A 15,321-nucleotide genomic window follows, 5' to 3' on the forward strand; every position below is an offset into this window, starting at 1 on the left:
CTAGCGTATCCAAATGGATACGCTAGTTTTTATTTTGTCGAATTACGTTCGATAATTCGGTGAGGCAAGGTAACATTTTTATCTGTGACTTCCTCTTTATTCATTAGTTTTGTCAAAAGACGCATAGCCACGGCTCCGATATCATACGTCGGCTGTACAACAGTAGATAACGTCGGACGCACCATTGTCGCAAGTCTTGTATTATCATAGCCTACTACTTCGATATCTTCTGGTACCTGTAAGCCGATATCCTGGAAGCCATGAATTACACCAAGAGCCATTTCATCTGAAGAAACAAATACAGCAGACGGTCGGTCGGAAAGTTCTGCCAGCTGTTTAGCTGCCTTAAGGCCAGCATCATACGTGTTGGCTGCCTTCACGATGTACTCTTGCTTCACTTCACTATTATGCTCGGTTACAGCACGAAGATAACCTTTATATTTCTGGTTATTTGTTTCGATTTCTGTTTCTCCCGCAACAAATGCCGGATGCTGATGATTGTGACTGACAAGTAAATTAGTCGCCTCATATGCCGCTTGTTCGTAGTCGATTGCAACAGTTGGGATATCGCCTGTCCCTTGTACTGTAGCTGCAATAACAATTGGCACAGGTGACTTCTCAAACTGCTGAAGCAATTCGTCACTAATTTTTCCGCCCATGAAAACAATACCATCTACCTGCTTTTCCAGCATGCTATTGAAAAGCGTTAATTCTTTATCCGTGTTTTGATCGGAATTGCTTAGGATCATATTGTATTTATACATCGTTGCAATATCCTCTATCCCGCGGGCAAGCTCCGAGAAGAAAATACTGGAGATATCCGGTATGATTGCTCCGACTGTCGTTGTTCGCTTACTTGCAAGCCCTCTTGCTACTGCGTTCGGACGATAGCCGAGCGTCTCTATGGTGCCAAGTACTTTTTTCCGAGTTGCAGGTTTAACGTTTGGGTTGCCATTTACCACACGGGAGACAGTTGCCATTGATACATTTGCTTCGCGGGCAACGTCGTATATGGTTACATTCATTGTGTCATTTCCTCCTATATACACCTTACACGATTCCAATCATCTAAAGATGATATTAGCAATTTGTATGTTTATTCACATATTCTTTACCCATTATACCAGAGTTTCGAACATTTCAGTAGAAAGAGATACAAAAACCCTTGATATTATGGGCTTGCTGTGTTTCTAAACACCTATTATTCAGCAGGGACACGACTTGCATAACTGCTATGAGACGTTAAATTCCGATAAAATGCATCAAAGCGTCCCAGGTCCATTTGCTGGGCAGCATCCGATAGTGCAACAGCCGGATCGGGGTGAACCTCTGCCATAATACCATCTGCTCCGATAGCCAGCGCTGCTTTAGCAGCTGGAAGCAGTAAGTCTCGTCTGCCAGTAGAATGTGTAACATCAACCATTACCGGCAGATGCGTTTCTTGTTTTAAAATGGGTACTGCAGTTATATCCAGTGTATTCCGAGTTGCATTTTCGAATGTGCGGATACCCCGCTCACAAAGAATAATCTCATTATTTCCGCGAGAGCTGATATACTCAGCAGCATGGATAAACTCAGAGATGGTAGACGACATCCCCCGCTTTAACAAAATTGGTTTTCTTACATCACCAGCTGCTTTCAGCAATTCAAAATTTTGCATATTCCGCGCGCCAATTTGAATGACATCCAAATAGTCAGCTGCTTTTTCTACATCTTCAGGTGCGACAATTTCACTAATGACAGCCAAGTCGTATGTATCAGCTATCTTTTTTAAGATACGCAACCCTTCCTCGCCTAAACCTTGGAAGTCATATGGAGATGTACGCGGTTTGAAAGCTCCGCCGCGAAGCAGCTTTAATCCTTTTTCTTGAAGTGATGCTGCAACCTTTGCCGTTTGCTGGTAACTTTCAACCGAACAAGGTCCGAATACGAATTGCGGGACACCATCTCCAATAGAGGTATTCTTAATCTTAATAACTGTATTTTCCGGTTTCCGCTGCCGTGATACAAGTAATGCTTTATGCATATCATCTTCCTGCAGCTCCAAACTCGCCTTGAATATCTCCTTAAACAAATGCTGCAGTGTTCCATCCTGGAAAGGTCCTTGGTTGTTATCTGCAATCACGTTCAGCATATCCCGTTCCCGAACCGGATCAAAACGCTTCGTTCCTTGCTTTTCTTTCACTTTTCCAATTTCCTGAACCAGCTTTCCTCGTTCATTTATCAAAGCTAGCAGGTCCAAATTTACGTCATCCAGTTTTTTTCGCAAGACGGCTAATTCGTCGTTCATCATCGCTCTCTCCCACTCTCTTTCTAGTATATCCAGCTCAAGTAATTAGCAATCATTATAGCTAAAAGTTTACGCGCTGTCACCTACAAATAGTGTAGAATGAATGTATGAAGAACAGTCACGGTATAGGATATATACGCCTTGCTTTCCTGTTACTAAAACGAAGAGTTCAATGCAGAAAGGATTATCGCTTTGAAAGAAAGAGTTTTCGCCTTGGATATTGGCACAAGAACAGTTGTCGGAATGCTTTTGGAAGCAGAAGCTGACACTTATACATTACTAGATTACGAGATGGTAGAACATAATGAACGATCCATGCTGGATGGACAAATTCACGATGTTGTGGCAGTTGCTAACGTGATTGCAGAAGTGAAACAGAAATTAGAGGAAAAGCACGGGAAATTGTCCAAAGTTTGTGTGGCAGCTGCTGGTCGTTCGCTGCAGACAAAGCGTGCGACAGTAAATCATAGTATTGCGGAGCGCGGTGTATTAGATAAAGAACAAGTGCAGCATTTGGAACTTAGCGCGGTGCAGCATGCACAATATGAAATTGCCCAGTCTGAAGATTCGCGGACAGATTATTATTGTGTTGGCTATTCTGTATTGCGTTATCAGTTAGACGATCAAGAGATTGGTTCGCTGATTGATCAGCAAGGCCAGGAAGCAAGCGCCGAAATTATCGCTACTTTTCTGCCAAAAGTTGTGGTGGAGTCCCTGCTGTCTGCACTAAAACGCTGTGATTTGGAGATGGACGCACTCACGCTTGAACCAATTGCAGCCATACATGTGCTTATTCCCGCCTCCATGCGCCGCCTGAATGTCGCATTAGTTGATATTGGAGCCGGAACAAGTGATATTGCGATAACGAACGAAGGAACCATTACAGCTTATGGAATGGTTCCGAAAGCTGGAGATGAGATTACAGAAGCGATAAGTGATCATTATTTGCTGGACTTCTATGTTGCGGAAGCAGCAAAACGCGATTGGGCTGACAAAGGATCTCTTACAACAATGGATATCCTTGGTTTTGAACAACAGCTGGAATCGGACCAAGTGGAACAAGATATAGGCGCGGCAGTCGATCAGCTGGCTGAGGCCATTGCTTCCACTATTATTCAATTAAATGCCAAAGCTCCAAAAGCTGTCATGCTAGTTGGCGGCGGCAGTCAGACGCCTGGACTTCCGTCTCGTTTAGCCAAACTGCTTGATTTGCCCGATAACCGTGTGGCGATTCGCGGAACAGATGCCATCCAGTCTCTAGCAAGAACGTCTAACGTGCCCGAAGGTCCTGCATTTATTACACCAATTGGTATTGCATTGGCAGCGAAACAAAGTCCAGTTCATTATGTAAGCATACAAGTTAACGGACGTCTCACACGATTGTTTGATATGAAACAGCTTTCTGTTGGCGACGCACTGCTGGCTTCTGGCATACATATTTCCCGACTGTATGGAAAACCCGGAGCCGCTTGCATGATTTCATTCCAAGGTAAGCCATTAACCATCCCTGGGACGCTTGGTGAAGCACCAACCATTATATGCAATCAACAGAGGGCAAGTTTGGAGACACAGATTCAAGATGGAGACATCATAGAAGTCAAAGCAGGTGCAGATGGTCTACCTGCACAAGTTACGGCAGCAGATATTGTTGGTAATCTAGAACCAATTACTGTTTTCTATAATGGAAAATCGTACATCGTGAAGCAGCAAGTGTTAGTGAATGGGCAATCTGTTCCTGCTAATCATCGACTTGAAGACAGAGATGAACTTGTCGTGCAGCGCACAACAACAGCAGAACGCTTTTTGCACGAAAAGCAGCTGCCATTGCCAGCGCTAACCGAGGCATCAGATTATGAGGTATATATCAATGATCGATTAATAACAATTGATGCTTTCAGCCAACAATTCACTATTAATGAGGTTCCAGCTAGGTTGCGTGATACAGTTACTGATGGCGACAGCATCCGTTTCCAAGAACGCACCACACCTAAGGCATCCGAGCTTCTTTCTCAGCTGCCAGCAGACAACGAGACAAATATTACCGTAACATTCAATGGCAGGACAATCAAACTGACTCCGCCAGCAGCACAGCTCTATAAAGATGGACAGCCTGTAGCATCCGATGACCATATTCTATGCGGCGAAAGACTTGCCCTGCGCACAGCATCTGATTCGTTTATCATTCAAGACATCTTTCGCTTTGTTGATATTGATCTGACAAAAATGAGCGGGAACTTTCGTCTCTATAAAAATGATTCCGAAGCAACTTTTCACGATGCTCTAGCACCGCATGACAAAATTGAACTGACAACGTGAAAAAAGCTGTACGCGATGGCGTACAGCTTTTTTCATTGGTTCCTGTATTTCTTATAGTTGATATCATGGATGACACGAATGGTTGGCCGTATCAAAAGCAAAAAACTACCTGCTGCAAACAACCAACATCCAGCCATTTTTAAAGACTCATACATAAAGAAGAAACTGCCTACGAGAAAAATGAGTCCAATGAGAAAGTCATTCAGCATATACAGAATTTGATATGGCCGTTTAAAAAAGATTCCGTATTTTCCTACCTGAACCACTTCTTCCTTATTTCCTGAACTATCCTTATCTTCCAAATCAGACACCACCTACTTGTTAAATCTCTGTATCTCTTCCCGCAAAACCTCCTCTTTAATCTCATAATGTGATGTATTCCAGATAATTTGGTTATTTTCAAAAAGCAGTACTTGCGGTGATTCATGTTTTACTCCGTAACGTTCGGCAATGCTATTAGACAATTCTCGCGCTTCTTGTACATACAAGGTGTATAGCGGCAATTGTGTATCCAAGCTAAAACGATCGTATTCCTGTTTTGCAGCTGCGCTAATCGGGCAAGTCAGACTATGCTTGAGCAAATAAAAAGCCGCCTCACGATTTAGTACATCTTGAAATTCCTCTGCGTTTTGAATAACTTTTGCTTCCATTTCTGATCAGCTCCCTTTCTAATAATAAAACAGACTCCTAAGCAAGATGCTTAGGAGTCTTCTCATTAAAGATCCTTATTACGTTCAATTGCGGATTTTTGCTGCTCCATTTCTAACTCTCTTGCAGCTTCCTCAATTGCACGTGCTACTTCTTCAGCAGCATCTTCTGCTTCTTTGTCATTGGCAGAAGGTTCGTCATTGGATTGGTCATTACCGGATTTCATGTTTTTCACTTTATCCGTAAGAGCCTCTTTCCATTGCATGCCTTTTTCACTGTACTGAGACGTCATATCACCCGCTCGGCCTTTTAAAGTGCCTGCTTGTTCTGTGATATCATTACGCAGTTCTTTACCTGATTTAGGTGCCAATACAAGTGCTGTTATAGCTCCTGCCACACTGCCGATGATGGAACCAATCAGAAAGTCTCTTCCATTTGTCTTCTTCGTTGACATAGTGCATTGCCTCCTAGCGTCGCTTGGTTTAATAAGATGTTTCTTTTACTGGTAAAGGCTGCTCTGTTGGTTGTACAGCTGGTACAGAGACGCTCTCATTGGCTTCATTCTGCTTCTTTTTCTTCCATAAGTCAAGTATTACGGAACCCCATTTAAGCACTTGACCAGTTTGTTCTGTATTTTGTTCTGCAGACAATGCCACTTTATTGGAGACATTGCGAATGGAATTGTTCAAGCTGTTGACTGTATCACCGATACCTTCAATACCGTCCACAAGCGTGTTGAGCTTTTGTGCTTTTTCTCCAATATCTTCAGCAAGATGATTTGTCTTACTGAGCAGCTCAGCTGTTTCACTTGTGATTCCCTGCATCTGTTTTTCGACGCCTTCTAATGTGCTTGCAACATCATTTAATGTGCGAGAAGCAGCTTTCAATGTTTTGGCGAGAAAGATTACTAAAACTGCGAATGCGACAGCTGCGATTAATGCAGCAATGTACCCTAGAATTTCCATGATGAATAGTCAGCTCCTTCTTTGGTATGTAGTATGAGTAGTTCCAGCACATCTCATGCTAATTGTACTCTTTTGTCTAACTACGGTATTCCCCCGAAATAAATCGTTAAACATAAAAGCACAAATAAAAAAAGAGGAGCAGCACTCCTCTTTTTTAGTGTAATGGATTATTGTACAGCTTGCAATGAATCTTCATAGGCAGCCTGGAATTTCTGTATATCCCCGGCACCCATAAATAGAAGGATACTATCGTCATACTGCTTCAGTACATGTACATCCTCCAGCTGCAGCACTTCACAGTCTGGTATCAGTTTCTGCAGATCATGAATGGTTAATGTTCCTTTAGCTTCACGAGCAGAACCAAATATATCGCATAGGTATACAGCATCTGCAAGCTTCAAGCTGTCCGCAAATTCTTGTAAAAATGTCTTTGTTCTTGTAAATGTATGTGGCTGAAAGACAGCTACTACTTGCTGATCCGGATATTTTTTCCGTGCAGATTCAATCGTAACTTCAATCTCTTTCGGATGGTGTGCATAATCATCTACTAATACTTGACTGCCCACTTTCTTTTCCGAAAAGCGTCGTTTCACACCAGTAAATCCATACATTTCTTTCATTTGGTCTGTTGTCATGCCTTCTTGGTGACATAAAGCAACGACAGCTAGTGCATTGAGTACTTGGTGATTCCCATATCCCGGAATAACAAATGTATGATAGAAGCTGCCTTCTACGTATACATCAAATGTAGTTCCAGATGGATCTTCATGTACATCTCTGGCTTGATACGTATTGGATGGGTCAAAACCGTAGTAATGAACTGGGACACTGGCTTGCAAATCACGCAAATAAGCATCATCACCGCAAGCAATGATAGCGTGTTTAACTTGGCTGGCCAGCTCCTGGAAAGCTTGGAAGACGTCCTCAACGTTTTTGAAATAATCCGGATGGTCAAAATCAATATTCAGCATAACCGCATAATCCGGCTTATAAGCAAGAAAATGACGGCGGTATTCACATGCTTCAAATACAAAGTAGTCACTCTGCGGCTGACCGCTTCCAGTACCATCGCCAATTAAATAAGAAATCGGATGTGACTGTTTTAGCGTATATGCTAATAAGCCTGTTGTTGATGTCTTTCCATGCGCCCCTGTAACGGCAACACTGCGGAATTTATCTGCGTAAGCACCGAGAAAATCGTGGTAGCGATAGAACGGAAGTCCGAGTCGCTTCGCTTCGACAATTTCCTCATGTTCATCAGAGAAGGCATTCCCTGCAATGATTGTCAAATCGGGTTTAATATTTTCTTTTGCAAAAGGCAGTATCGAAATTTTTTTATCTTTTAGGGCTTGATCCGTAAAGAATACTTTCTCTACATCAGAACCTTGAACTTTCTCGCCTGCATCATGCAGGATCTGTGCTAATGCACTCATACCAGATCCTTTAATACCAATGAAATGGTAAGTTGTCATAATAGGAACCTCCACATAATGATATATCGCTTTTGTATGGTGTTAGTATAAGTATGTAAAGCGTTGTGTGTCACATATACATGAAAAAAGCATACTAGCAACAGTATAGCATTTTGTCTGTATTTATTAAATGCAGAATCTCTTCTGCCGCGCTTTATACAGTATATACTTCGCACCCCTTATAGGTGTCATGAAAATAATACAGCCTGGACTGTCCAAAGGACAACTTCCAGGCTGCCGTTTATTCTGCTTGAAGCTGTGCCAGCGAGACGAGAACGTCACGAGGCTTGCTCCCTTTTTGCTCAGAAATGACGCCTCTCATTTCCATGTGATCAATCAATCTGGCTGCACGGTTATAGCCGATTTTAAAGCGGCGCTGCAGCAGACTCGCACTGGCACTGTTGTGCTCAATGACAAACTCTAAAGCTTCTTGATACAGCTCATCTTCTTCCTCTTCTGATTCTCTGCGCTCCAGCAAATCTTCATGCTGGAATAGATACTCAGGAGGAGCTGTTTGTTTCACGTGCTGGACTACCCGCTCGATCTCTTCATCCGAAACAAATGCGCCTTGTATACGCTGCGCTTGGCGGGCACCATTTTCAATGAAGAGCATATCTCCTTTTCCTAGAAGTTTCTCCGCTCCATTGTTATCAATAATTGTACGGGAGTCAACAGCTGAAGAAACACTGAACGCAATCCGGGTAGGGATATTCGCTTTGATCAATCCTGTAATAACATCTACTGACGGACGCTGTGTGGCCAAGAGCAAGTGAATACCGGCTGCTCGCGCTTTTTGCGCAATACGGCAAATGGCATCTTCTACATCTTGCGGTGAGACCATCATTAAATCGGCCAGCTCATCAATTACAATAACCAAATACGGCAGTTTATCAGCGTAACGGCCTTGCTTATCAAGCTTCTCATTATATTTGCCGATATCGCGCACTCCTTCACCGACAAACTTCAGGTAACGTTCTTCCATCTCATTAACAGCCCACTTTAAAGCCGCAGTGGCTGCTTTCGTATCGGTAATGACAGGCGATACGAGATGTGGAAGATCGTTGTAAGGAGCAAGCTCTACCATTTTCGGATCAATCAACAGGAATTTCACTTGTTTGTGATTGGCTTTATACAGCAAGCTGAGCAGGATTGTGTTGATACACACACTTTTACCAGAACCTGTTGCTCCTGCAATTAAACCATGCGGCATTTTTTGCAAGTTCGTAACAATAGAATCTCCTGAAATATCCAGCCCTAGTCCAACTGCCAGCGGAGAACTGCTATCCATAAAATCTTCTGTCTCTAAAATCTCTTGCAGTCCGACTTGCTTGGCAACCGCATTTGGCACTTCAATTCCAATTGCGTTCTTACCAGGAATTGGCGCTTCCATTCGAATATCTTTTGCTGCCATATTTAGTTTTATATCATCCGTCAAGCCCTTAATCTTACTGACCTTCACACCCATATCCGGCTGGACCTCAAAACGCGTAACCGACGGCCCTTGCATAGCATTCACGACATGGGCATTCACATTGAAATGCTGCAGTGTTGTTTCCAGAAGCTGCGTCTGCTGATCCACCCAGGCGTCGTTCTCCACCGTCTGCTCTACAGGATCATTTAAAAGATGCATAGGCGGCCGGGCAAATACCGGTTCTGCTTGCTGCCGGACTTCTTCCGCGGCTTCCTGCTTCTCTGCAATTTGATGCTGTTGCACAGTTGTATTTGTATCATTCAAACTGGTTTGCTTTTCTGTAGAATGAACTGGCTGCTTATCGAGAACTGGTTCGTTCTCTCTTCGTTCTGCTGGTTGATCTACCTGCTCCTCAGGGGCTTCCTGGACTGGCTGTTTCGCACGTTCCATCTGATTCCGCTTGTCCCGAGGCGTCATGAAAACATTGAACGGAACTGCTTTCCGGACTGGATTGCGAGCCTCGCGAATTTGAAAAGCATTGTCACTTTGCGCAGATTCTTCAGATTGTTCTGTTCTTGCAGCCTCTGCTTGCTCGTGTTCAGGCTGGCTGGCCACCAGCAATTGGTCATTGTCCATGTTAGAGGCTTGCTCTGTTTCCAATAGCTTATCAAAGTCTGAGCTGCTAAACTCATCTAATTCAATTTGTTCATTTTCATCCAATTCAGCTGATTCGAATTCCATTATTTCATCGTAATCTTGTTCTGCTTGTTGGTTTGTTTTATCTATTTTTTCCTGACTGAATTCAGTTGATGGATTAGAATCCATAGATACAGTTTGTTCCCATTCAGCCGCTCTTGCTACAACGGCTTCCTGCTGATCCAGTTGCAGCGGCTGCTCTGCTGTTATTTCGCCTTCTGCCTGCTGTTCAGCAGCCTGCTCTGATTCCAGTGTTGCTTCCTGGGTCCACTCTGCTGTCCGCTCTAAATCTGGACTGTCTTCCTGGCGTAATGCTGCTGACTGTTCAACCTCTACCACAGCTGCTTGCTGCACCTGGATTACTTGGTTCGATTCCAGATTTGCAGTTTCAGCCTCTTCGAGATCAATCTTTTGCACGTTGACTGTTGTTTCTGGTTCAGCTTCCAAAATTGGTGCTGGAAGGTCCTCTGACTTCTTATCAGAAGTAAGCTGTTCTCCTTCTTGTTCAAAAGCCAATGCTGCTGTTTGTTCCTTCACAGCAGCTTCATCCGCATTCAGACCCTTTTCTTGAGCAGGAGGTTCACTTACAGACGTCCGAATAGAAGCTACATTAGCATTATCCTTCTGTTTATAAAAAGGTGCGCCAGTGGCGGCGATTTTCTTCCAATCAGCACGATCCTGAATGGATGCCATTGTTACCACATCTTCTAATTCTTCCTTGCGCTTGCGGAAACCATAGACCGGCGAAGGCACTTCAGACGGTTGGAACGGCTTTTTATCTTCTTTTGGTTCCACCATCTTCGGCCTTTGTGTTTGTGTCTGCCGCTGCCTAGGCGGGTTAGAAGAGCGTTCTGGATAATCTGACTTTTTCTGTTGCTGCTGCTTTTGCCGATTTTCCATCGTTGACCTTTGTCTTTCTTGCTCCGGAACAGACCGTACAGGTCGTTCTGGTGTTTTCGGGCTACTGCTGTTAACCTCATCCGGAATCATTGGAAAGCGAAAAGCGCGTTCCTTAGGATATGTATAGGCCATTTTAGCCTGTGGCTGCTGATTCGCATGATATTGATTCTGTACGTTGTGCTCAGAAGCGTTCCTCGGTTTTAGCTCTGGTTCTTCCTCTACTACTACTTCGGTTATAAAAAAGTTACTTAGAGCTTGTTTTAGACGCTCCCACATAATAAATCTTCCTTTTTTCAGTATATTAACTTCATTTTAGCAGGTTTTCACAAGCCGTGAAGAGCTTTACCCTAAAAACATTCTTCCTACACCTAAAAAATATGGTGGTTATTGTCTATAACCATTCTATCTGCCTATAAAAAAAACACCGGATACATGTGTATCCGGTGCTCAATTACCTATTAAGCTTCAAATGCCTGTCCGACTTTATAGGAGTCATCCAACACATAGATTCCTTTTTCTTCCGGCGCATTTGGAAGACCCAACTCTTTCTGTGAACAAATCATTCCGAAAGAGTCCTCTCCGCGCAAGTTGCCAGCTTTTATTTCCAAGCCGCTCGGCATGATAGCGCCTACCTTCGCTACAACTACTTTTTGGCCAGCATCCACATTCGGTGCGCCGCAGACAATCTGTACCGTTTCTTCACCAAGATCTACTTGGCAGACACTTAATTTGTCAGCATTGCTATGCTTTTCTTTTTCTTTCACATAGCCTACGACGAATTTAGGTGTAAGATCCACATCAAAACTATCTTCCAGCTCATTTTGACGGAAGATATCACGAATCTTATCAACAAATTCTTCATCAGCTTGTACCGTGCCGGCAGTTGTAATTTTTAAGTACGCGGAAGCACGGAAAATGTTATAACCAACTATTTCGCCATTATCTGTGATTCGGACAACGTCTCCGAATCTTTCTTCTTTAATGGAATGACGATCTCCCTGCTTGATTGCGATTAGCAGTACATCACCGATTCCTTGTTTGTTATAAAATGCTTGCATCTTACTTTTCCTCTCCCTTGGCAGATTCTGGTCTATTCCGCGCCATAATGAATACTGGCTCCAACTTCTTCTCTTCATAGATGAATGGTAAGGAAGTAATGGGTACGCGGCCTTCTGCAAAATATTTCATGGTCATCTGTGCTAATATATCATAACCAGTCTTATTTTCAATATCCGCCAGTATCAGTACATCTTGGTGTGGGACTGCAACAAGCACTTCACCTTTTGCATTCGCCCGAAATCCTTCAAGGAGTGATTCATTTAAAATACGGCTGGCGTCATATCCATCCTGTGTCGCAATGAAATAAAAAGAATTGCCGGCAACTCTGTCTTCTTTTAGCTCCGCAGAGAGACTTCTTGCATTAAACGCAGCAATTTCTCGAAGTCTTTCTAAGTTCCAGCCTTGTTCCTTCATCATTTGTTCATCAATAAGACGATATGATTTTCCGAGGTCCAATGCATAATATACTCTTGTTTCGGCAGTGTGGTCGGTGTACACCATATTTAATCCTGATTTTGTCTTCGATGGGAAGGACGTTGCCCGTATAACAGGATAGACATGCTGTTCATTTCCTTCAAGCTGCTGCTCCTCATGCATGACACGCAACGCCTCTTTTACATGTCCTTCGAGGTCATCAAGTGCTTTTTCGCCTTTTGTTTCATATTTCGCAATAATGTTAGGAAGTGCGAGTGTTACGCCTTCCTTCGTATCCTGCCATTCGACGCGGAATTTGTTCTTATCGCGATCATAGGCAGTGCGCCATGCAGGATTCTGCAAGCGCTCCTCCAATTTCTTCTTCATTTTCAAAGCCGTCATTTTCATACTCTATTCTCCTTGCAGTTATTGCGGTAGGGATTCAATGAACGACTCGATTTCCGCTGTCGTTTTGCGGTCCTTCGATACGAACCGACCTGTTTCCTCGTTCTCGCTGAATGCTACGAAGCTAGGAATTCCGAATACATCATATTGCTGACATACATCGATAAACTGATCACGATCTACATAGATAAACTCGTACTCTTTGTACTTGGCTTCGATTGCCGGCAGCTCTGGTTCAATAATGCGGCAGTCTGGGCACCAATCAGCAGAGAACATTAAAATTGTTTTGCCATTTTGCAGTATTTCTTGTAATTGTGCTTCTGATTCTAAATGTTTCATTCGTAAAGCCCCCATTAGTTATCTTTTAGCTTATTTTATCAAAGCCAGCCAGCAAATGCGAATATACTGCGCTCGTCCTGCTAATATCATGCAAAATCCAAAGCTAATTATGATATTTCAAACAAATAGTTCCAACAAACTATAAAATTGTCAAACTTTTATTAATTTATTGTAAACATGGTAAGTTATACCTATAATGTAAGAGAGCACACACTAGCATGTAGGGGGAATCATATGTATACGATACGACAACGTATTCGATTAATCATGTTTTTATCGCTTGCCAGTATACTTATTCTTGGAGCTTTCAGTTTTTACTATTTTTATCAGCAAAACAAAATGACAGATAAAACACAGCAGTACCAGGAAGCGTATGTATCCAGTCAATATATTAAGGATGACATGCAAGACACGATTGAGAAGCAAGATACATATTTGGCACAGCCTTCTGCGTCAAATGAAGAGACAGTATTAGGCGCTATTGCTAGTGTACATAAGTCAGCAGCTACTTATGAAGACAAATATAAGGATACAAAGGAGCTGCGGGAATACTTCGCACAAATTAAAAAAAGTGCTGCTGCATATGAGCAAGAGCTTGACAAAGTGACGAATATGAACGAAACAATTGGCTACACATCCGATGAAGGACTGCGAAAAATTATTCAAGATGCTTCTGACAGTTTCAAAAGCATTGCGTCCAGCACAGGAGATGATGTATCAAGCAATTTAGAACAGGTACTTCGAACAGAGCGTGACATCATTCAGCCGCCAAGTGGTGCTGCTCCAAATAAGAAAGCCTTCGATGAAGCTGTCAGTGCTTTTAAATCAGCTATATCTGAGGCGAATTTAGATAGTGACGCCTTAAGTGCTATTAATTCCAGTCTTTTAAAATATACATCCGCTATGTCGACGCTATCTAGCACACGCACACAGGCGGCAGAGCTAGCGGCTAATTTTGAAACAACTGCGCTGGAGGTCACAACTACAGTAGATAGTGTCGGGCAGACAGCTATTGAGCAGATGAATGGGATGAAAGAAGCGAATCAACGGACTTCCACCATTCTAGGAATCATTTTACTTACCGTCATCGCACTAAGCTTCCTACTCGTACTTTGTATCGGCTGGCCGCTTATACGCGCAATTTCAAAATCTATTTCACAACTGAAAGAAGCTGCTGAAATTATTGGAGACGGCAAACTCACTTACCGAGTCCCGATTACAACAAAGGATGAAATGGCCGATGTTGGCAAAACGTTTAATCAAATGGCTGCCAAAATGGAACAATCCATGGTGAAAGTAAAAGATGCTTCTAAAACAATGGATGCGTCTTCCTCGTACTTAGCAGCAGCTTCCCAGCAGACAGCGGCTCAATACGAAGAAGTAAATCAAGCAATTGGCCAAGTTGCAGGAGGCGCACAGGATCAAGCAGCGCAATTAGAAGAAAGCGGCACATTACTTGAGAAAGTCCGACACAGCATTCAGATGATGAAGTCAGAAACAGCTCATGTAGAATCAGCAATGAAACAAGCAGAGGTAGAAGGCAGTCACGGTCTTGAACAGATGCAGCAATTGCACCATACATCCGCCAGCTTCCTGACACTTGCCCAAACTTTAACAACCGAAATCCAGCAAGCTGTTAAACAAGCTGATCAAATTCGTTCGATTGTAAGTACTATCGAAGAAATTTCAGAGAGCACAAACTTGCTGGCATTAAATGCGGCTATTGAATCCGCCCGTGCAGGCGAACATGGTAAAGGGTTTGCTGTAGTAGCTGATGAAGTGAAAAAGCTAGCAGAGCGATCAAAGCAAGAAGCGCAGCAAATTCATAAACTTGTTGGGTCGATGAATCAGCAAATGACAGGTTTGGCAGAAGAAGCGAAAGCATTTGACGCTTTCCAGCAAGTGCAAGCAACTAGCGTTGAAGAAACAAGAAATGCTTTTGACCGTATTCATCGTCAGCTGCAGGAAGGCAGCACAAAGGTAAAAGATATTACATCCTCGGTGTCTGATGTAGCTAATAATAATGAGGCAGTCGCCGACATGCTTGGGCACATCAATCAAATTGCCGAAGAAGCAGCCTCCACCGCTGAAGAGGTTGCAGCTTCCAGTGATACGCAAGCTGCTTCTATCGACATGCTCACAAATGCCGCTTCTCAATTGCAGCAGCTTGCCAAAGATTTAGCCACTGAAGTGTCACAGTTTGAATTTGCAGCTGTTCCGGTCACTGATAGTGAAAATGAATCCTTTGCCGAAGAAGAAGAGCAAGAAGATACATTTATAGAGTCTGTATCTTCTTACACAGAGGAACACACTGAACAAGCAAAAGAAGAAGATTTGAAGAAAACATCCTAAATAAAGACAACAAAGAAACTCTGCAGCTTCTTGAGGGGATGAGAGCGGGACAAA

General features: G+C 43.1%; 13 protein-coding genes. 2 read left to right on the forward strand and 11 right to left on the reverse strand.

Translation table 11 applies throughout. The features are described from left to right. Positions 1-29: 29 nt before the first annotated feature. Positions 30-1,025, reverse strand: a complete 996-nt coding sequence (ccpA, locus tag KS242_RS11920) for a catabolite control protein A (RefSeq protein ID WP_217321538.1) — start codon at positions 1,023-1,025, stop codon at positions 30-32. Positions 1,026-1,201: 176 nt separating this feature from the next. Continuing rightward, the gene (locus KS242_RS11925; RefSeq protein ID WP_217321539.1) at positions 1,202-2,293 is read right to left on the reverse strand and encodes a bifunctional 3-deoxy-7-phosphoheptulonate synthase/chorismate mutase; all 1,092 of its coding nucleotides are present in this window, start codon (positions 2,291-2,293) and stop codon (positions 1,202-1,204) included. 189 nt (positions 2,294-2,482) lie between these two features. On the opposite strand from KS242_RS11925, the gene KS242_RS11930 reads away from it, so the two are divergent. Further along, entirely contained in the window at positions 2,483-4,606 is a 2,124-nt protein-coding gene (locus KS242_RS11930) for a cell division protein FtsA (RefSeq protein WP_217321540.1), read from the forward strand. A 32-nt stretch (positions 4,607-4,638) separates the two neighbouring features. Here the strand turns inward: KS242_RS11930 and KS242_RS11935 are convergent, their stop codons facing one another. The 9 genes from KS242_RS11935 to KS242_RS11975 form a co-directional block, all read right to left on the reverse strand. After that, positions 4,639-4,908, reverse strand: a complete 270-nt coding sequence (locus KS242_RS11935) for a YrhK family protein (protein WP_254391694.1) — start codon at positions 4,906-4,908, stop codon at positions 4,639-4,641. Between the two features lie 12 nt (positions 4,909-4,920). Beyond that, the gene (gene ytxJ, locus KS242_RS11940; RefSeq protein ID WP_217321541.1) at positions 4,921-5,256 is read right to left on the reverse strand and encodes a bacillithiol system redox-active protein YtxJ; all 336 of its coding nucleotides are present in this window, start codon (positions 5,254-5,256) and stop codon (positions 4,921-4,923) included. 65 nt (positions 5,257-5,321) lie between these two features. Then, complete coding sequence (locus KS242_RS11945) at positions 5,322-5,708, reverse strand: YtxH domain-containing protein (protein WP_217321542.1); 387 nt, start codon at positions 5,706-5,708, stop codon at positions 5,322-5,324. A gap of 28 nt (positions 5,709-5,736) precedes the next feature. Then, positions 5,737-6,219 (reverse strand): DUF948 domain-containing protein, encoded by a 483-nt coding sequence (locus KS242_RS11950; protein WP_217321543.1) that lies wholly within the window; start codon positions 6,217-6,219, stop codon positions 5,737-5,739. 167 nt (positions 6,220-6,386) lie between these two features. After that, a complete protein-coding gene (gene murC, locus KS242_RS11955; protein WP_217321544.1) occupies positions 6,387-7,691 on the reverse strand; it encodes a UDP-N-acetylmuramate--L-alanine ligase in 1,305 nt (434 codons plus the stop codon). A 241-nt stretch (positions 7,692-7,932) separates the two neighbouring features. Further along, complete coding sequence (locus KS242_RS11960) at positions 7,933-10,974, reverse strand: DNA translocase FtsK (protein WP_254391695.1); 3,042 nt, start codon at positions 10,972-10,974, stop codon at positions 7,933-7,935. 182 nt (positions 10,975-11,156) lie between these two features. Continuing rightward, the gene (ytpR, locus tag KS242_RS11965; protein ID WP_217321545.1) at positions 11,157-11,756 is read right to left on the reverse strand and encodes a YtpR family tRNA-binding protein; all 600 of its coding nucleotides are present in this window, start codon (positions 11,754-11,756) and stop codon (positions 11,157-11,159) included. A gap of 1 nt (position 11,757) precedes the next feature. Further along, on the reverse strand, positions 11,758-12,579 hold the full coding sequence (locus KS242_RS11970) for a DUF1444 domain-containing protein (protein ID WP_217321546.1): 822 nt from the start codon (positions 12,577-12,579) through the stop codon (positions 11,758-11,760). Between the two features lie 18 nt (positions 12,580-12,597). After that, a complete protein-coding gene (locus KS242_RS11975) occupies positions 12,598-12,915 on the reverse strand; it encodes a thioredoxin family protein (protein ID WP_217321547.1) in 318 nt (105 codons plus the stop codon). Between the two features lie 234 nt (positions 12,916-13,149). On the opposite strand from KS242_RS11975, the gene KS242_RS11980 reads away from it, so the two are divergent. Further along, the gene (locus KS242_RS11980) at positions 13,150-15,267 is read left to right on the forward strand and encodes a methyl-accepting chemotaxis protein (RefSeq protein ID WP_217321548.1); all 2,118 of its coding nucleotides are present in this window, start codon (positions 13,150-13,152) and stop codon (positions 15,265-15,267) included. The last annotated feature ends 54 nt before the right edge of the window (positions 15,268-15,321 follow it).

The organism is Terribacillus sp. DMT04 (assembly GCF_019056395.1).
Taxonomy (GTDB): domain Bacteria; phylum Bacillota; class Bacilli; order Bacillales; family Amphibacillaceae; genus Terribacillus; species Terribacillus aidingensis_A.